Origin of the sequence: Mesorhizobium terrae (assembly GCF_008727715.1) — a bacterium.
Classification (GTDB): domain Bacteria; phylum Pseudomonadota; class Alphaproteobacteria; order Rhizobiales; family Rhizobiaceae; genus Mesorhizobium; species Mesorhizobium terrae.
In genome coordinates this window covers 766,816-785,405 of sequence record NZ_CP044218.1, presented here as the reverse complement: position 1 = coordinate 785,405, position 18,590 = coordinate 766,816, and the positions used below count along the sequence as shown (strand labels likewise).

Below are 18,590 nucleotides of genomic sequence, written 5' to 3'. Positions count from 1 at the left end.
AAGCGTAGAGTATTGCGTCAGTTTCAATAAATTGTGGAAGTATAGAAAAAGAATTTAACAAATTTGGCCGGAAGGACATTGGCCTGGGGGAGGGGCAGCCGAGCGGTGTCGGCGGATGTGAACTCGAGGTTCTGGAGGCCGGCGATGGCGAAGACGATCAACAACGGCTTGGGCATTGGCCAGCCTGAGCCAGATCAGCCGTTCCTCGACATCACCGCCTACGGGGCCGGGCCGGATGACGCGCTTGCAGACGCGACCGAGAACGCCGCAATCACCCACCACGTGGCCATGGTGAACGGGATTGCCGTTCCCTATACCGCCATTGCCGGTCATCTCGTCACCGTCGATCCGTCGAGCTCGAAGCCCGCCGCAAAGTTCTTCTACGTGGCCTTCACGGCGGACGGTATGAATGCCACCACCCGTCCGGTGACATTCTTCTACAATGGCGGGCCTGGCTCGTCGTCGGTGTTCCTGCTGCTCGGCTCCTTCGCGCCCAGGCGCATCAGAACCAGCATGCCGGGCTTCACGCCGCCTCCGCCCTACGCCATGGAGGACAATCCCGACAGCCTGATCGACCGCAGCGACCTCGTCTACATAAACCCGGTGGGCACCGGCTATTCCGCGGCGATCGCACCGTTCAAGAACCGCGACTTCTGGGGCGTCGACCAGGACGCCGTCTCAATCAAGCAGTTCATCAAGCGTTATCTGAGCGCCTTCAACCGCTGGAACTCGCCGCGGTTTCTGTTCGGCGAATCCTACGGCACAACCCGCAGTTGCGTGCTTGCCTGGCTACTGCACGAGGATGGCATCGACCTCAACGGCATCACGCTGCAGTCCAGTGTGCTCGACTATCCCGCCAATTTCTCCAACGCGGCCGGACTGATGCCTACGTTTGCCGCCGACGCGTGGTTTCACAAGAAGACCGGCATCGAGCCGCAGCCGCCGGACCTCGCTTCATTCATGGAAACCGTAACGCAGTTCGCGCAGGGTCCCTACACCCAGGCGCTGCAGGCTTTTCCCAAGGCGGACTCTGCGGCTGTGGAGACGTTGAGGCGCTATCTAGGCCTTCCCGCCGGCATGCTCGACGCCTGGAGGCTGAATGTCGAGGCGGCCGACCGGCTCGGCCATTCCGCTTTCCTGATCGAACTGCTGCGCGACCAGGGCGTGGCGCTGGGCGCCTATGACGGGCGGGTGACGGGTATAGACACAGGGATCGCGGCCATCGTGTCGCCGGACGGCGGCATGAACGACCCCACCATGGTGGCGGTGAGCGGCGTCTACACCACCATGTGGAACAGCTATCTCAACAACGATCTGAAGTTTACCGCCACCTCGAACTTCGTCGACCTCAACGACCAGGCGTTCCAGTTCTGGGATTTCAGCCACACCGACCCGACGGGCGCGGTGCAGAAGCCTGACGGTCAGGGCAACCCGACGCTCTATACGGCGGGCGACCTCGCCGCCACCATGGCCGCCAATCCGAGCCTGCTGGTGCTCTCGGCAAACGGCTATTACGATTCGGTGACGCCCTTCTTCCAGACCCGGCTGACGCTGGACGCCATGCCGCTCGCGGACGTCAAGGTGCGCGGCAACCTGACCATCAGGAACTACCCTTCCGGCCACATGATCTATCTCGACGGCGGCTCGCGAACGGCCATGAAAGCCGACCTGGCAGTCATGTACGACCAGGCCGTCTCCGTGCGCCGTGCAAGCCTTCTTGCGAGGGCGGCTCTGATGCGCGAGGTGCCCAACGTCGTCCGGCCTTATTTCAAGTTGCCGGGCGGTGGCGCTGGCGCCTTTCGTCCAGCCGCCGCCGGCGCCGAACCATGGAGCGTGCCTGATCTGTGCAAGGCCTACTCGTGGCCGACAGGGCTCGTCGGTGGCGGTGTTATCGCCATCATCGAGCTCGGCGGCGGCTGGGTGCAGAAGGACATGGACACCTATTTCCGCTCGACCGGCCTGCCCGCGCCGACCATCATCGACGTACCGGTCGGCCCCGGCCGCAACGACCCGAACAAACATTCAGGCAACCAGGCCTCCGATCCCGACCGCGAGGTCGCGCTCGACATCCAAGTTGCCGCCGCTGCCTATTCCGTGGCTACAGGCGAAGCTGCGAGCATCCGCGTCTACTGGGCCGATGCCACCGACTGGAATGCGATGGCGACCGCCATCACTGCCGCCGCGGCCGACGGCTGCGATGTCTGCTCGATCTCGTGGGGTTCCGACGAGGCCAACTGGAGGGCGGCGGCCACGGCGTCCGGCGTCGACTACCCGGGCAGGCTGAATGCGGCGGCCGAGGCGGCGGCCAAGGCGGGCATGATCGTCTTCGCCGCATCGGGCGACAATGATTCCTCAGACGGCGGCGCGGACCCGGCCAATGTCGATCTGCCTTCTTCGAGCCCATTCTCCGTGGGTTGCGGCGGCACCATGAAGCCGCACGGCGCCAATGCGGAGGAAACCGTCTGGAACGACGACCCCGGCAACCCGAGAGGTTCCGGCACCGGTGGTGGCTTCTCGGAACTGTTCCAGCCCATGCCGGCCTGGCAGGCCGGGGCGCCGCACGGGCCGGGCCGCATGGTGCCCGACGTCTCCGCCAATGCCGATCCCTATACGGGCTACAATGTCTTCGTGCACGGCCAGCAGGAGGTGATTGGCGGCACCAGCGCCGTGGCGCCGCTTTATGCCGGGCTGTTCGCGGCCTTCGGGCGCAAACTCGGCATGGTGACGCCGAAGCTCTGGCTCAACCAGACCTGCTTCAACGACATCACCAAGGGCGACAACGGCTACTACCGCGCCCGCATCGGCCCAGACCCGTGCACCGGCATTGGCACTCCCATTGCAAACAAACTGGCCAGACTGTTCGAGGCGTCGAACAAACCCTTGGCCCCAACAGCGCACGCGGTGCGCGGCCGACACCGAAATCCAACGAGGGCTATTTGAACCAGCAATCATCTCGAGAGCCGGCGCGACCCTCAAGCCTTTTCAGTGGTTGATTTCCTCACTTGCCGAGTGACCAGACCGTAGTTCGGGAGAGCGGGCTCAGCGGTTACCTGCTGAGCCGCTTGTGAAAGCTCGCCTCGACGACTTCGACGGCCTGCGCCGCGTCACCTTCAACGCCGTCGTCGCCCTTGAGCCGCGCTGCCACTGCGCGCCGCGCGGTCGTGCTTGGCGCCAGTTTCATCGGGCTCGAGGTAGCCGCGGCTCTGCTTTCGCCCTTATGTCGGTCATTCGTACGGTCCAAATTGTTTCCCAAAAGCGGACATCTCCGGTGTCAATAGTCGCGCTGTTCGAATCTCTTGTGGCGAGCCTGTGGCGCCTGCGGAAACTCATCGTTCCGATGCTGGGGCGCTTCGTTGCAACCGATCGCGGATTCGCGAAGGCGCGCCGGACGTTGTCCGGCCGCCAAGTGGGGCCGTGGTAAGCCAGCTAACATTGGCGACGATAGAACGTGATCCGAGAGCGCGATTGCCACGGCGTAGCTCATGATGGCACCGCCATCGGCCCTTAACGCATCCCAAGCTCGACCAAACGGATGCCGCTGTCCACTGCTCCAACCCTAACCAGAATGTGCCTGCGCCGACGCGATCACCACCGCGGTTCCATGTCGACTGAGGAGTAGACGAGTATGCGAATTGCGCCGCTCGCCAGGAAGTCGAACCCAAGCGTATAGGTGAATGTGTGGCTAAGAAAGGCGGCCGACCGCAGTGGTCAGTCCCACGCGCCGCTCACCGAGATGGTGCAAGGCCAAAAGATCATGTCCGATGAAGGCAACGTAGGACCTGGCTTGAGGAGCACGGCACTGGCGAGGTTTACCGGCGCCGCGCCGGAGATCGTTGCCTGTACGTCCGACCATGCGATCATTTTGAGGCTGGAGTTACAGCGCGGCGATAGCCAGGGCAACGATAAGCAGGGTGGCCACCACCGCGAGACTTGTCCAAACGCTGCGCGCTTCAATTTTGCCGAGGGCCTCAACGGTGGATTGCCAATCGCTTGATGGGTTCGCCCGGGCGCGCGCATTGTCGAAATCCGTCTTTCGTTCAAGCGTCCATCGTTCGTTTCGATCGCACTCGGTCATGATCGGGGGGCACCGTCTTGAGCCGCGACTTTCTTGATGGCAGCGTGCTGTCCAAACACACCTTGCTTGCGAGCTCGCCTCCACTCGGTGAGAGCGAAGCCCACAAGCAGCCAAAAGCAGCCAACGAGGTTGCCGGCGAGAACGTCGGATAGGTAGTGGACCGATAAGAAGACGCGACTTACGTCGATCGCGAGGATCAGCACAGCCGTCCAGAAGACGATCTCGAACCGTTTGCGGAGAGACTGCAGATCGCGAGCGAACGCATAGGCCAGGAAGCCGAACAGCGCCGTAATGGCGGTGGCGTGACCGCTTGGAAAGGACGATGAAGTCTCGACGACCCCCTGGATAAACTCAGGCCTGGGGCGCGCAACTATCTGTTTACCCAACCAAGTTGTCGCCTGCGCACTGACCAGCACTACCCACAAAGGGACAATGAAGGCGGAACGCAGCGTAATTGACAGAATTGCTGTCAACACAATCGCGATGGTGATGATGACTGGTCCATCACCGAGCATGGTCACCCAGCGAAACACATCGATCAGTGGCGAGATACGCCAGGGTGTAAGTGCGGTATTGACCGTTTGATCGAAGCGCACGACGCCGTCGCTTTCAAGCACGCCTTCGACCAATCCGCCGAAGATAGCCGCGATATAGAGCGCGGCAAGTACAGTCAGCGTCAAAGGCAAGCCCAAGAAGACGCGCGGATCGAGCCGGCGGGCGAGATATCCATACAGACGCGGACGTTTTGCACGCAGCCAAGCTTTAATGCGTCGAGACAACCTGGAGACGGTGGAACGATCGGCTTCAATAATCCGAGCAGCCGCGTTCGCCAGGGCATCGATAGAGCGCAAGGCAACGAGGTAGGCCATTGCGAGGGCCGCCATCACGAGCGACACAATGATGGTCAGATCTTCCGTCAAAGGCATCGTCATTGTTCTCCGCTACGCTCATATGCGACCGCTGAAGGAAGGGACGGAGACATCACCTGGCCAGGTCCGCCCGCGATGACAGGTTTGGCGAGGAAGTCGCCGATCGAGGCTCCAACCAGACGGATCAGGACATAGGCGATCAAGAACGCCAGGGTCAGGCTGATGGTGGGCATATCGTTCTTCTGGTGTCGGCTTCGGTACCTGCTGTACCGGGGCGCTTGCTCCGTGGCCGAGCGGATCAAGCAAGCGGTACCACGAGACACTTAGGAGGGAGTGAGCTTGCCCGACTTGATTGTTGCCGTGGCACTGATTGACGGCGTTTGTTGTCGTGTCCCACAAAAAAGCGCGACCAGTCTCCTGGCCGCGCCGGGTCAAGTCATTCTCCTTGGTTTGATCAGCCTTCGTCGTTTTCGTCGCCGTCGTTCGCGACGGTTTTCACGACCTGCCCGGTCTGACCGTCGACGAGAACTTCCTGTCGTTCCATGCCTTTCTGGATGGTGATTTCGAAGTGCGCGTTGCCGTCCCTGTTCCTTATGTCGGTTTCGACAGCTTTCCCGCCGGTTTCCTTCTCGGCGGCGGCGATGGCTTCGGCTATCGAAATCTTGGCCGAGGACATGATCTGCGCCTTGTCGGACGCATTCTCTTCGGCGGCAGCGGGACCTGCGATGAGCGAGAAGGCGATGGCCGTCGCAGCAGCAAGTTTCGATCCATTCCATGTGTTCATCATAATTCTCCTTGCGAAAGCTAAGTCGGGGTCGCTGACGGTCGCGGCAAACAATGCCGCGACCGGTCGATCTGCAGATTCCGGCTTGAGACCGCCGCCCCCAAGTATTGCGCGGCGGGAAAGCCGTCTGCCCGCGATCGACCAGCGAAGGCCTATTGATTCAGACTTAGGGGTAAGTGAGCGCGATTTCGCCGAGCTCGTGGCCGACGCGCGCGATCAGCCCCCGTCGCCACCGCGTTCGGGATTTCGATCGAGAGACTGTGACGCTCGCAGCGGCACCCTGGCGTTCTGCGGCGGGGCAGCTATTCGCCGCGCGGCGAAGAACAGCGCTATAGTGCTAGAGACCTAGGAATGAGCGGGACCCGCTTCGCTCGTCTTTTTGCTGACACGCACAACCAGTCCGTTGGTATCTTTCCGGTTTGCGATGTCGACGGACAGAGCATGACGCCTTGCGACAGCCGCAGCGATCGAAAGACCAAGCCCGCTGCCATCGACATCGGGCGGGGCGGCGCGAAAAAAGCGGTCGAACAGCCGGGGGATGTCGGCTTCGGCCACACCGCAGCCTGTATCGGCCACTTCTACCGAAAAACCAGAAGCCGTGCGGATCACGGACACATCGACCGAACCACCAGGAGATGTGTAGCGGATCGCATTGTCGATCAAATTGCCGAACAGCAATGCAAGTTCGGCGCGTGAGCCCGATATTGTCGTTGGGTCGGCTTTGACCATACCGAGATCGATCACCTTTTCCTCGGCGAAGGGGATGAAGTCCGCGACACATTGCGTGATGAACGCGGAAAGGTCGATCATTTCCCAAGTCTGGGCGCCGGACGCGTCTTCGGTGCGGGCAAGGCGCAGCAACTGCTCAACCAGTTTCCGGGCGCGGTCCAGCCCGGAATGAAGTTCGCCGATCGCTGCCATTTGGTGTGTCGTCGTGCTCAAATTGTCGAGCTGAATCTGCAAGGCCGCCAGTGGCGTGCGCAGTTCGTGCGCGGCATCCGCGACGAAGCGCTTCTGTTTGTCGAGCGCATCCTGCAGGCGCCCGGTCAGCACATTCATTCCTTGGACAAGCGGCAGAACCTCAGCCGGCACCTCGGCGGCCGGCACGGGATCACGACTGTCGAGGCTACGTTTGGCAATGGCTTCTGCGAGTTGTTGCAGACGTCCCGTCAACCGCCCGAGCAACCAACTGAACAACAGCCACGTCAACGGCATGAGAATGAGGATCGGCACGCCGGCCTGGAGCCCGGCAAGTTCCGCCATTTCCTGCCGCACCCTGACGCGTTGAGCGACTTGCACCGACCGCTGGGCATCGCGCGCGAGATAGACGCGCCAGGCTTCCCCCCGGGCCTCGATGGTGGCATATCCAGGACGGTCGATACGCGGGATCTCCGGAACGAACGGGGTTTTACGGACCAATTCCCCCGCGAGCGACCAAATCTCGATGACGAATTCGTCTTCTCGATCATGAGAGCCAGGTGAGGCCGTCGTGTCCGAAATGCCTTCGCCAGCATTCAGCGCGATCTGACGCAACTGGCCGTCGAGAAAATCGTCGGCCTCACGGCGGGCCATTTCGTAAGACACGGCGAATGCGATCAGGCCGACCCCAGTCAGCAGGATGGAAATCCAAATGAGCGCCGAGCGTCGCAGCGATGTCATGATCGGCTCTTTGGCACCATCCAGCCGGCGCCGCGCACATTGCGGATAATGTTCCTATCGAATTTCTTGCGAATGGAATGAATGAGAACGTCGACTGCGTTGCTCTCGACCTCTTCGCCCCAGCCGTAAATCCGTTCCTCGATTTGTGAACGCGACAAGATCGCGCCAGGCCGCTCCACAAGAGCGTTCATTAGCGCGAACTCCCGCGCCGGCAACATGATGGTTGCTCCGAGATAGCTCACTTCATGGCTGGCAATATCGAGCGTCGTTTCGCCGGCGACCAGCAACGACTGCGCCGCGCCGTTGTGACGTCGCAGGACCGCCCGCATTCGCGCTAGCAACTCGCGTGTCTCAAATGGTTTTACGATGTAGTCGTCGGCACCTACATCAAGACCGGCGACACGATCATCCAACCCGTCTCGCGCCGTAATGATCAGAACAGGCGTATGGATTCCGGCACGTCGGGCTGATTTCAGAACGTCGATGCCAGAATGACCAGGGAGACTAAGATCGAGAAGCACAAGCGTGTAACCGCCGCAGGCCAGTGCTTCGGAACCGTCTGGACCGGTGCGCACCCAGTCGACACTCATGCCTTGACGGGCCAGAGCCGTCGACAGGCCGGCCCCGATCATCCTGTCATCTTCGATCAATAGGACGCGCATCCAATTTCCCCATTTGAATATGGCGTCCTATTCCCAATTCGGGCATTGTTGCGCGGGGTGAGGTGCCAGCATCTCGGCCTGAGAAGTTGGACGCCGCCCTCGTAGAGCCGGACAGGCAGGGCCGACACCCGCTCGTCGCATGTCGCCAAAGCTGTCAGTTCCCACGTTCCAACAGCCATTGCGCGATGGTGGCCGAACTGCTGCGGACCGCCGCATTGGGAACCGGATTGCGAGCGAGGAGCGTGATGCCGCCTGAGGTGCCCTGCATCTTGATGGCGGCAATCATGTCGATTCCTTCAACTGTTAAGTCATCGACGCAGCTCTGGATCACCCGAATTAGCCGCAAATTAGGCCCCGAGCACTCCAACCTACGTCTCCTCAAGGATTTTGCTGGCGGGGCCTTGTGGTCGATTGATACGGGTTAGTCCCAGTCCACGAAACACAGGATCAGTGGCTTGAACGGGGTACCGGTGAATAGGCCAGTGATCGGCGAATCTGCCGGTTTCCAAGGCGCTCACGCCACTGGAAGACGATTCGAGATCAGCCTGCACCCCGACCTCTTGTCCGTTCTACCCGGCCTATGTGCGGATTCATAGACGCATCCGCGGCAGAAGAAGAACTCGGCCCTGATGACAACGGCGAGTTGGAACAGATCAGATGATGCTCTCAGCCATTCAAAGCCATGTAGGACAGGCCGGACCGCGCGGCGACCGCTACGGCCATCTCGTCGTCATGTGCAATTGAACCGACGATAGCCGCCGGCTAGATAGGGTCTCCTGGGTGACCCCGCAATACGGCGAGGTCCGCGAGCCCTATACATCGCGGCAATTCATGCACGATGTGGCGCCCCGCTCCGCTGGCGGCGCGCCCCCTTTTCGCGCGTGGCGATGGAGGCGCTGTCCGACGGCAGAAGATCCTGTTCGTCCCCGCTTGAATGCGACGGCAGCCGGGCGGCGCGAGGGCGGCAGTGCCCGATCCACGGCAGCCTCGATCGCAGGCGGGTGCTTTCCGGCCGGCCGCGCAAGGCGTTACCGGCTCAACTCGAGCACGGCATCAGCTCGTCGTCCTCGTCCAATCCCTGCTCGACGAAATCGAAACTGGCATAAAGGGACATGCCGCCTCGTTCTCCGGTTGTAGCAGATCGAAACGCAGCGGATGTGGCTAAGGCGCGCCATCTCCTGCAGCGCCTAGGCGACCGCGGCGCGGCCAAGGTCTTTGCCTTGTTAGCGGCGATCGATCATGAAACGATAGATGATCGCCTCGTAATCCTGCCATACCTCGGCCAAAGACCCGGTATTGGAGGCGACGAACCCTTGTTGCTTGGGCGACAGTTCGAGCGCCAGTATCACCGCCCGGTTGCCTTTGCCGATCGCCGAATTGGCTGTGAACTCTTCTTGAAATGGCTCCTTTGTCGCGCGTTTCGCTCCTGTAGAAACGGATCTGGTTGCAGAGGGCGGACATTGGCCGAGTTTGATTTCATTGTCGTTGGCGCTGGCTCGGCGGGCTGTGTGCTTGCCAATCGTTTGACCCGGTCGGGTAAATATCGAGTCCTGTTGCTTGAGGCCGGCGGTAGCGATCGCCGCTTCATGATCCGCATGCCCATCGGCTATGGCCACAGTTTCTATAATCCCAAGGTGAACTGGAAATTCGAGACCGGGCCGCAGGAAGCGCTTGCCGGGCGCCGCAGCTATTGGCCACGCGGCAAGGTGCTCGGCGGGTCGTCCTCCATCAACGCCATGGTCTTTGTGCGCGGCCAGCGGCACGACTTTGACGATTGGAAACAAGCCGGCAATCCCGGTTGGGGCTGGGATGATGTCCTGCCCTTCTTCAGGTCGATAGAGACCTTCGAGCGGGGTGGCGACATCATGCGGGGCGGCAATGGCGAGTTGCATGTCACCGACATGGCTCCTTCGGTGCACCCCCTGTGCCGGGACTGGCTGCTGGCTGCCGAGCAGGCCGGTTTTCGCAAAACGCCTGACTATAATAGCGAGCAGCAGGAAGGAGTTTCAGTCTATCAGATCAGTACGAAAAAGGGATTTCGCGCTTCTTCCTCAACAGCCTTTCTGCACCCTGTCACGGGCCGTCCGAACCTGAAGGTCGTCACTGGTGCATTCGCGACCCGGATCCTTTTCGACGGCTCCCGTGCGGTCGGCGTCGAGTATGAAATCAATGGGGTGCGCCAGATCGCGAACGCCAGGCGGGAAATCATCCTGTCCGCCGGAGCGGTGCATTCACCGGTTCTGCTGCAGCATTCGGGTGTTGGTCCCGGCGCTCTGCTGCAGAGGTTCGGCAAGCTCTTGGTGAAGGACATGCCGGGGGTAGGTCGGAACCTGCAGGACCATCTGGGTATCGACTATCTTTACCACTCGCGCGTGGGCACGCTCAATTCGCAACTGCGTCCCTGGTGGGGACGGCTCCTGCTCGGCGCCCGCTACGTCTTGTTTCGCAATGGGCCGCTGTCGCTGAGCGTCAACCAGGCCGGCGGCTTCGTCAAATCCAGCACCGGGCTCGATCGGGTCGATACCCAGCTCTATTTCTCGCCGGTCAGCTACAGCAAGCCGACGCCCGGTGTGCGGCGGCTCACATTGCCTGATCCGTTTCCCGGTTTCTTCATCGGCATTCAGCCCTGCCGGCCGGCGAGCCGCGGCTCGATCGAGATTGAATCGCCCGATGTCAAGGCCGGCCCGGTCATCGAGCCGAATTACCTTTCGGCGCCGGGGGATATGGAGCAGATGCTTGCCGGCGTCCGGCTGATACGCCGGATCGCCGAGGCGCCCGCCATGCGTGCTGTCATCGTCGAGGAGATGAAGCCCGGCATGGCGACGCAAGACGAGGACGCGTTGATCGCGGATATCCGCGCCCGGTCCGGCAGTGTGTTTCATGCTTCGTGCACCTGCCGCATGGGCCCTGATGACGGGCGCAATGTGGTCGACGCGCGGCTGCGCGTGCATGGCCTGCAAGGGCTGCGCGTCGTCGACGCCTCGGTTTTCCCGAACGTGACATCCGGCAATATCAACGCGCCGACCATCATGGTGGCGGAAAAAGGCGCAGCGATGATCCTCGAGGACGCTCGCTGATCGCTGGCTAGCCCCAGTTTTTCTCCAGAACGGAAGCGAGCGTCTCCACGCCCTTGCGAATGGTGCGCTGATCGATCGCGGCGACACCCAGCACAAGCCCTTTGTCGACGTTTGATCTTTCGATGCAGAACCGCCCGATTGGCGAAACGGCCAGCCCGGCGGCGTCAGCGTCGGCGCAGACCTTGTCTTCGTTCATCGTGGGCGAACCAAAAGTGCCGACGAGATGAAAACCGGCGACCGAGTTGCGCACGTCGAGCAGGCCCGACAGATGCTTGCCCGCCGCTTCGTGGAAGGCGGCGTGCCGTCCGGCATAGATGTCGCGCATGCGGCGCAGATGCGTGGCGAAATGGCCGTCCTCGATGAAGGCGGCGAGAACGGCCTGGATGCTCGAAGGAACGCCCTGCAGGAAGGCGCCGGAAATGCGCTGGAAGGTCGAGACGAGTGGCTTCGGTGCGATGTAGAATCCCAGCCGCAGCGCTGGGAACATGGTCTTCGCGAATGTACCGACATAGATGACGCGTTCGGCTGTATCTGCGCTCTTCAGGGTCGGCAATGGTCGTCCGTCGTAGCGGAACTCACCATCGTAGTCATCCTCGATGATCCAGGCGCCCCCCTCGTTGGCGGCGGTCAGCAATTCACCGCGCCGTCGAAGGCTCATCTCGACGCCCATCGGATGCTGGTGCGACGGCGTCACGAAGGCGAGGCGAAAATCCGGCGCCAGGCGAAGCCCGGCCTCGACTGATATGCCTTCCCGGTCGACCGGTACCGGCACCATACGGGCTCCGCAGGCAATCAGGCTGTTGCGCGCGCCGATGGCGCCTGGATTCTCGAACCATACCGGATCGCCGGGATTGAGGAGCACGCGGCCGATGAGGTCAAACGCTTGCTGGGCGCCATTCACGATGAAGATCTGCTCAGTGTCGCAGGACACGCCGCGATTTGCGCGAAGGTGCTCGGCAATCGCCGCGCGGAGCCGGGGATGACCGTGGGCGTCGGAATAACCCATGACCTGATCGCGTGGCTCACGCCAGTGCTTGGCGGTTAGCCGCGCCCAGATCGCCAGCGGAAAGGCGTCGTAGTCAGGCAGGCCGGTGATGAAGGCGCGCGGCTTGTGCGGATGGGACAACCGCTGGAAAAAGCGCGGTGAGGCGTCGGCGATGATATCGGCAAGCCTTGTCGATGGGGGTGCTGACGGCGGCGGTACCGTCAGCGACCGCTCGGGTTTGCTGGTTTCAGCGAGGTTCGAGACATAGGAACCCGAGCCGGTTCGCGAGACGATGAGGCCTTCGGCCGTCAGGCGCTCGAACACGGACAATGCCGTGGTGCGCGAAATATCAAGTTCCTTGGCGAGTGTGCGGCTCGAAGGCAGCCGCTTGCCGCTCGGCAAGGCGCCCGAGGTGATCAACTGCCGCACGGCGGCGTAGACCTGCGTGGTGATCGACTTGTCGAGCGAACGGTCGACGGCGATCGCGAATAGCAACTCACCGGCGGACCGTTTCACCATCTGACCATCGCCTCGGTTTGAGAGCCGCCATTTACATCCGTCGGGGATAACCGGCTTTCGGATTTTTCGAAAGTGGACCTTACCGGGGATGTCATTGCGATTTCATAGTTCCAGACGATACCAGCACGTTTTCCGAGGTCCGACTTGAAGATCAAACGCATCGAGACGTTCACCACGCAATATGTCGGCTTCGTTCGCATAACGGATGAAGAAGGCAGGCAGGGCACCGGCCAGGTGTCGACCTACAATTCCGACATCACGTCGAGCGTGTTGCACAGGCAGGTCGCGCCCTATGTGCTTGGCGTGCCGTTCGACGATATCGATGTGCTGACCGATCGGGTCATCGAGCGCGAGCACAAATTCCCCGGCTCCTACATGAAGCGGGCGCTGGGCGGCCTGGACACCGCCATCTGGGATTTGCGCGGCAAGCTGGCAGGCCAGCCGGTCGTCTCCCTGCTTGGCGGCACGCCCGGCAAATTGCGGGCCTACGCCTCGTCCATGAAGCGCGATATCACGCCGGCCGCCGAGGCTGAGCGTTTCAGGCGGCTGCAAGGCCAGTTCGGCTTCGACGCCTTCAAATTCCGCGTCGCTGCCGAATACGGTCATGACGTCGACGAATGGCCGGGACGGACCGAGGACATTATTCCAACCATCCGCAAGGCGCTGGGCGACAAGGCGGCACTTCTCGTCGACGCCAATAGCGGCTTTTCGCCCCGGCGCGCGATCGAAGTCGGCGCCCTGTTGAAGGACAATGGCATCGAGCATTTCGAGGAGCCGTGCCTCTACTGGGAACTCGAGCAGACCAAAGAGGTCACGGATGCGCTCGACATTGCCGTGACCGGCGGCGAACAGGACTGCGAGATCCAGACCTGGCGCCGCATGATCGAGATGCGCGCCGTCGACATCGTGCAGCCGGACATACTCTATCTCGGCGGCATCAGCCGCACCCTACGTGTATGCGCCATGGCGAGGGCCGCAGGCCTACCAGTGACACCGCATAGTGCAAATCTGGGGCTGGTGACGCTGTTCACCATGCATCTCCTGCGCGCTATCGAGGGCGCCGGCAAATATCTTGAGTTCTCGATCGAGGGGCCCGATTACTATCCCTGGCAGGAAGGGCTGTTCGTCAAATCGCCCTATACGGTGGAAAACGGCATGGTCGCCGTTTCGGACGAACCGGGATGGGGCATCGAGGTCGATCCCGAATGGCTTGCCAAATCGAGCTATCAGATGAGCGAGGCCGCGTGATGGCCACCTTGCCCGCGACGAACAGCCCAGCTTCGGGTCTCCTGCCATCGCGCCATTTCATCGATGGCGAATGGCGGGCGTCGCATTCGAGGGCGACGATGCCGACATTCGATCCCGGCCGCGCCGAGATCCATGCGGAATTCGCCGCCGGCGGCGCCGACGATGTGATTGATGCCGTCGCCAGCGCCAAGCAGGCGGGGCAGGGCGAATGGCGCAAGCTGTCACCCACTGGGCGGGGGCGTATCCTGGCGAAAGCCGCCGCCCTGATCCGCGAGAATGCCGAACGTCTGGCCGTGGCGGAGGTCCTCGACAGTGGCAAGACGCTTGCCGAGGCGCGTGGCGACGTCCGGGGCTCCGCCCGAGCCTTCGACTATTATGCCGGGGCCGCCGACAAGCATGAGGGCAAGGCCTACCCGCTTGGCCCGGACTACACGTCCTATTCGATCGAGGAGCCGGTTGGCGTCACCGCGCATATCGTGCCGTGGAACTATCCGCTATCGACCGCCTGCCGCTCGGTCGCGCCGGCGCTCGCCGCTGGTTGTACGGCTGTCGTCAAGCCGGCCGAACAGACGCCGATGACGGCGCTGCTTCTGGCGGAGATCCTGGTTCAGGCCGGCCTGCCGCCTGGCGTCTGCAATGTCGTGACCGGAACCGGCGCCGCTGCGGGCGCGCCGCTGGTGTCCCACCCCGATGTCCGGCATGTGACTTTCACGGGGTCCACGGCGACGGGCATCCATGTGATGAAGATGGCAGCCCAGAACGTCGCCTCCGTGACGCTCGAACTGGGCGGCAAATCACCCAACATCGTGTTGGCCGACGCCGATCTCGGTGTGGCGCTCGACAATGTCGTCGGCGCGATTTTCGAGAATGCCGGCCAGATCTGCTCCGCCGGTTCGCGTCTGGTGATCGAACGCTCCATCCACGCCGAGTTCATCGAGAAACTCGTCGCCCGTGCCCGCGCCCTGCGCATCGGCCATGGTCTGTCGGAAGGCGTCAATTTCGGCGCGATCAATTCGGCCGAGCATCTGCGCAAGGTGTCCTCTTATGTGGTGGACGCCAAGGCGCGCGGCGTCGAAGTCACCGTTGGCGGCAACGTCACAACCGATCCCGCTACCGGTAAAGGTTGGTTCTTCGAACCGACCGTCCTCGATCGCGTCAGGTGGGACGATCCGGTCGTGCAGGAAGAGATTTTCGGACCGGTGCTTGCCGTCCAGGTCGTCGACAGCGCGGAGGAGGCGATCGCCGCGGCAAACTGCACCGACTTCGCCCTGGTCGCTGGTCTTTTCACCCGCGATCTTTCGAAGGCGCATCGTATCGCCAGGGATGTCGATGCCGGCCAGGTCTATGTGAACGAATATTTTGCCGGCGGCATCGAGACACCCTTCGGCGGCAACCGCCGTTCCGGCATCGGCCGGGAAAAGGGGCTTATCGCCGTTGCCAGCTATTGCAAGACCAAGGCAGTGACGATCCGCCTCTGATGAAAGCTCTTGCCCAAGCGGTATGATCTTTCATCGAAAGTGGACCTTTTTCACCAGGACCGCCCCTCGCATGGTTGTCTGGAAATAATGAGCCTGATCGAAATCAGAAGCGGGCCAACAATGGGAGAAATCAATGATTTTGAGGAAACTGGCGGCAGGGTTGATCGGCGCCGCGGCGCTGATGACGATCTCGGGCGCGGCCCATGCCGAGAAGCTGCGGCTTTTGACCTGGGGTGGCTATGCACCTGACAATGTCGTGCAGCTTTTCGAGAAGGAAAACCCCGATATCAACGTCGAGGTGACACTCTCCAACAATGAAGAAATCATCGCCAAGCTGCGCGCCACCGGCGGTGCTGGTTTCGACCTCGCGCAGCCGAGCCACGACCGCATCCTCGCCGCGCAGAAGGAATACGACATCTACAAGCCGATGGATCTGACGAAGATCAATACGGCGACGATGCAGGACAACCTTCTCGAAGCGGTCAAGGCCAATACCACCATCGACGGCAAGGTCTACGCCGTGCCGCATCAGTGGGGCACGTCCGGCCTGATTGCCGACATCAGCAAGGCGCCGAACGTCAAGGGCTGGGGCGATCTGTGCGATCCGCAATACAAGGGCCGCACCTCGATGCGCCTGAAGCGCACCATCCTGCTCGGCACCGCCTTCTCCCTGGGCAAGGACCCGTTCGCGCTCTATGCCGACAAGGCAGGCTACCAGAAGATGCTCGATGAGGTGACCGACAAGCTGATCGCCTGCAAGAGCAATGTGAAGACCTACTGGAACGGCGGCGATGATCTCTCCACTCTGTTGCTCTCGGGCGAGGTGATCGCGTCCGAAACCTGGGATTCGACGGCCTTCAAGCTGTACGGGCAGAACAAGAACTTGGTCTACGTCCCGCCGGCTACCGGCGCATTGGCCTGGATCGACACGTTTGCCATTCCGCGCAAGGGTAAGGCTGACGATGCCGCCTATAAATGGATCAACTTTGTGCTGCGTCCCGACATCGTCAAGCTGATGTCGGACTCCACCGGCGCCATCTCGGCGGTCAAGGGCGGCGTCGATCTGCTGCCGGACGACAAGAAGGCGGCGGTCAAAGTCGCGTTCGACGACAAGGCCATGGCCAATCTGAAATTCTTCGCCAATATCCCGCCGGGCCTGGAAGATATGGAAGGCAAGGCGCTGGAGCGTATCAAGGCCGCGACTTCGAACTGATCCAATCAACTGCCGGTCCGCGATGTTATCCCTGCGGACCGGCAGCATCGGCTTTCTTGGCGAACCCCTTATGCATGATCTTCAGTGCCAGGACCTTATCAAGCGGTTTGGTCCCTTTGTTGCGGTCAACGGCGTTTCCTTCGACGTGCCGCGCGGTTCATTCTTCTCGATCCTCGGCCCGTCGGGCTGCGGCAAGACGACCTTGATGCGCATGATAGCCGGCTTCGAGTCGCCTTCCAGCGGCGACATCCGCATCAAGGGCGCCTCGGTCGTCTCGACACCGCCCAACAAGCGCAGCGTCAAGATGGTGTTCCAGCACCTGGCCCTGTTCCCGATGATGAATGTCGGCGAGAACATCGCCTATGGCCTGCGCTGCCGGGGTGAAAGCAAGGCCGATATCGGCCGCAAGGTGGCCGCCGTTCTTGATCGCGTCGGCCTGCCAGGTGTCGCCGGAAAACAGGTGTCGCAATTGTCCGGGGGCCAGAAGCAACGCATCGCCATCGCGCGCTGCATGGTGCTCGAGCCGGACGTCCTGCTGCTCGACGAACCCCTCGGCGCTCTTGATCTGAAGTTGCGCGAACGCATGAAGATCGAGCTGAAGCTCCTGCAGCATCAGTTCGGCACCACTTTCCTCTACATCACGCACGACCAGTCCGAAGCGCTGGTCATGTCCGACAACGTCGCCGTCATGAATGCCGGCCGTTTCGAGCAGATCGGTTCACCGCAGGAGCTCTACAACAATCCCAGGACCGGTTTCGTTGCCGGCTTCGTCGGCGACAGCAACCGATGGCAGGGTCGTGTGACCGCCGTCGAGAGGGGCGAGGCGCGCGTGGAACTCCAAAGTGGCGGGGTAGTCATCGCCGCGGTCGGGGATGGCAATGTGAGGGCGGGGGCCAATGTCGAGGTCTTCGTGCGGCCAGAAGTGATTTCGCTCGGCGCGACCAAGGACGCCAACGTCATGACCGGTACGGTCGACAGCTTGCTGTTCAACGGCGCCAGCAGCCGCGTCCTGGTGCGGATCGGCGGCGGCAATCTGGTAGAGGTCGGCCACGTCGCGACGGAGGGGGCATCCGCCATCAAGCCCGGCGACAGCACCGAGATCTCCTGGGCGCGCAAGCATGCCCTGTGCTTTGTCGTGGCGGGATAGATCATGGCCCGCTCCGACGCCGGCAAACTGTCGCTGATCCTGCTGTTCACGCCCTTTGCCTTATGGCTGGTCTTGCTGATCCTGCTGCCGCAGATCGGCATCGGCTATCTGTCGCTGCGCGAGAAACTGGGGCCTGGCGAGTACACGTTCGGTTTTGCCAACTACGTCGATTTCATCCGCGAACCCATCTACTGGAACACGCTGCTGCGCACGGCGTGGATGTCGATCCTGGTGACGATCCTTGCGCTCTTCGTTGGCTTTCCGGTCGCCTACTACATCGCCAAGATCGCCCGCCAGCGTTCGCGCGCCGCGCTGTTCCTGATGTGTCTCATCCCGCTCTGGGTCAGCGATCTCGTCCGCGCCTTCGGCTGGATCGTGCTGCTGCGCGAAACCGGCTTGATCTCGGGTTTTCTGCAGTGGATCGGGCTGATCAATGGCCCTGTCGAACTCTTGTACAGTGACCTGACAGTGGTGATCGGCCTCGTCTACACCGTCGTGCTGTTCATGATCGTGCCGCTTGTCTCGACGCTCGACGGCATGGACGATGCGATGATCGAGGCGGGCTACAATCTGGGTGGCAGTCGTTTCACGGTGTTCCGGCGCATCGTCGTTCCCTATGCAATGCCCGGCATCGTTGCCGGCTGCATCATCGTCTTCATGCTCACCGCTGGCAGCTACCTGACGCCGATCCTGCTCGGCGGCAAGAACAGCATGTGGTTCACCGAGCAGATCTATGAACAGTTCGTCACCCGCTACAATTGGGAGTCGGGCGCCACCTTCGGCGTGCTGCTGCTGGCCTTCACCTCGCTCGTGGTTTGGCTCGGTCTGCGTCTCACCGGCCAGAGTCTGGCCTCCACCGTGGCGAAGGACTAGC

Annotated in this window: 17 protein-coding genes and 1 pseudogene; 9 read left to right on the top strand and 9 right to left on the bottom strand. The window is 61.8% G+C overall.

What is annotated here, in order from left to right:
• The first annotated feature begins 144 nt into the window (after window positions 1-144).
• On the top strand, window positions 145-2,940 hold the full coding sequence (locus FZF13_RS04855) for a S10 family serine carboxypeptidase-like protein (protein WP_065997615.1): 2,796 nt from the start codon (window positions 145-147) through the stop codon (window positions 2,938-2,940).
• 106 nt (window positions 2,941-3,046) lie between these two features.
• Here the strand turns inward: FZF13_RS04855 and FZF13_RS29410 are convergent, their stop codons facing one another.
• Entirely contained in the window at window positions 3,047-3,181 is a 135-nt protein-coding gene (locus tag FZF13_RS29410; RefSeq protein ID WP_280939933.1) for a hypothetical protein, read from the bottom strand.
• A gap of 141 nt (window positions 3,182-3,322) precedes the next feature.
• Between FZF13_RS29410 and FZF13_RS29140 the strand changes: the two are divergent.
• Together FZF13_RS29140 and FZF13_RS04840 are read left to right on the top strand one after the other, a co-directional pair.
• Window positions 3,323-3,421, top strand: a pseudogene (locus FZF13_RS29140) (DUF2274 domain-containing protein); the annotation flags it as partial.
• Between the two features lie 249 nt (window positions 3,422-3,670).
• Entirely contained in the window at window positions 3,671-3,994 is a 324-nt protein-coding gene (locus FZF13_RS04840; protein ID WP_150978923.1) for a hypothetical protein, read from the top strand.
• A 77-nt stretch (window positions 3,995-4,071) separates the two neighbouring features.
• On the opposite strand, the gene FZF13_RS04835 is transcribed toward FZF13_RS04840, so the two are convergent.
• The 7 genes from FZF13_RS04835 to FZF13_RS29255 all read right to left on the bottom strand — a co-directional run bounded on the left by FZF13_RS04835 (window position 4,072) and on the right by FZF13_RS29255 (window position 9,665).
• A complete protein-coding gene (locus FZF13_RS04835; RefSeq protein ID WP_083237704.1) occupies window positions 4,072-5,007 on the bottom strand; it encodes a phosphatase PAP2 family protein in 936 nt (311 codons plus the stop codon).
• On the bottom strand, window positions 5,004-5,177 hold the full coding sequence (locus FZF13_RS28815) for a hypothetical protein (protein ID WP_167523846.1): 174 nt from the start codon (window positions 5,175-5,177) through the stop codon (window positions 5,004-5,006). The genes FZF13_RS04835 and FZF13_RS28815 overlap by 4 nt, the downstream gene beginning before the upstream one ends.
• A gap of 221 nt (window positions 5,178-5,398) precedes the next feature.
• Window positions 5,399-5,728 carry a PepSY domain-containing protein gene (locus FZF13_RS04830; protein ID WP_065997606.1) on the bottom strand — a complete coding sequence of 110 codons (330 nt, stop codon included), beginning with the start codon at window positions 5,726-5,728 and terminating at the stop codon, window positions 5,399-5,401.
• A 345-nt stretch (window positions 5,729-6,073) separates the two neighbouring features.
• A complete protein-coding gene (locus tag FZF13_RS04825) occupies window positions 6,074-7,387 on the bottom strand; it encodes an ATP-binding protein (protein ID WP_065997605.1) in 1,314 nt (437 codons plus the stop codon).
• Entirely contained in the window at window positions 7,384-8,049 is a 666-nt protein-coding gene (locus FZF13_RS04820; RefSeq protein WP_065997604.1) for a response regulator, read from the bottom strand. Before FZF13_RS04820 ends, FZF13_RS04825 begins: the two co-directional genes overlap by 4 nt.
• Window positions 8,050-8,203: 154 nt before the next feature.
• Entirely contained in the window at window positions 8,204-8,335 is a 132-nt protein-coding gene (locus FZF13_RS29405; protein ID WP_280939930.1) for a hypothetical protein, read from the bottom strand.
• 937 nt (window positions 8,336-9,272) lie between these two features.
• The gene (locus FZF13_RS29255; RefSeq protein ID WP_245317497.1) at window positions 9,273-9,665 is read right to left on the bottom strand and encodes a hypothetical protein; all 393 of its coding nucleotides are present in this window, start codon (window positions 9,663-9,665) and stop codon (window positions 9,273-9,275) included.
• Here FZF13_RS29255 and FZF13_RS04810 point away from each other — a divergent pair.
• Window positions 9,558-11,126, top strand: coding sequence for a GMC family oxidoreductase (locus FZF13_RS04810; RefSeq protein ID WP_245317493.1), 1,569 nt, complete (start codon window positions 9,558-9,560; stop codon window positions 11,124-11,126). The two genes, FZF13_RS29255 and FZF13_RS04810, sit on opposite strands and share 108 nt — an antisense overlap.
• Window positions 11,127-11,133: 7 nt before the next feature.
• On the opposite strand, the gene pdxR is transcribed toward FZF13_RS04810, so the two are convergent.
• Window positions 11,134-12,630 carry a MocR-like pyridoxine biosynthesis transcription factor PdxR gene (pdxR, locus tag FZF13_RS04805; RefSeq protein ID WP_210271000.1) on the bottom strand — a complete coding sequence of 499 codons (1,497 nt, stop codon included), beginning with the start codon at window positions 12,628-12,630 and terminating at the stop codon, window positions 11,134-11,136.
• A gap of 144 nt (window positions 12,631-12,774) precedes the next feature.
• Here pdxR and FZF13_RS04800 point away from each other — a divergent pair, with 144 nt between their 5' ends.
• The 5 genes from FZF13_RS04800 (at window position 12,775) to FZF13_RS04780 (ending at window position 18,589) form a co-directional block, all read left to right on the top strand.
• Window positions 12,775-13,878, top strand: coding sequence for a mandelate racemase/muconate lactonizing enzyme family protein (locus tag FZF13_RS04800; protein ID WP_065997601.1), 1,104 nt, complete (start codon window positions 12,775-12,777; stop codon window positions 13,876-13,878).
• Complete coding sequence (locus tag FZF13_RS04795; protein ID WP_065997599.1) at window positions 13,878-15,356, top strand: aldehyde dehydrogenase family protein; 1,479 nt, start codon at window positions 13,878-13,880, stop codon at window positions 15,354-15,356. Before FZF13_RS04800 ends, FZF13_RS04795 begins: the two co-directional genes overlap by 1 nt.
• Window positions 15,357-15,489: 133 nt before the next feature.
• The gene (locus FZF13_RS04790) at window positions 15,490-16,569 is read left to right on the top strand and encodes an extracellular solute-binding protein (RefSeq protein WP_065997597.1); all 1,080 of its coding nucleotides are present in this window, start codon (window positions 15,490-15,492) and stop codon (window positions 16,567-16,569) included.
• Window positions 16,570-16,639: 70 nt separating this feature from the next.
• Window positions 16,640-17,716 carry an ABC transporter ATP-binding protein gene (locus FZF13_RS04785; protein ID WP_065997596.1) on the top strand — a complete coding sequence of 359 codons (1,077 nt, stop codon included), beginning with the start codon at window positions 16,640-16,642 and terminating at the stop codon, window positions 17,714-17,716.
• Window positions 17,717-17,719: 3 nt separating this feature from the next.
• The gene (locus FZF13_RS04780) at window positions 17,720-18,589 is read left to right on the top strand and encodes an ABC transporter permease (protein ID WP_065997594.1); all 870 of its coding nucleotides are present in this window, start codon (window positions 17,720-17,722) and stop codon (window positions 18,587-18,589) included.
• Window position 18,590 lies beyond the last annotated feature (1 nt).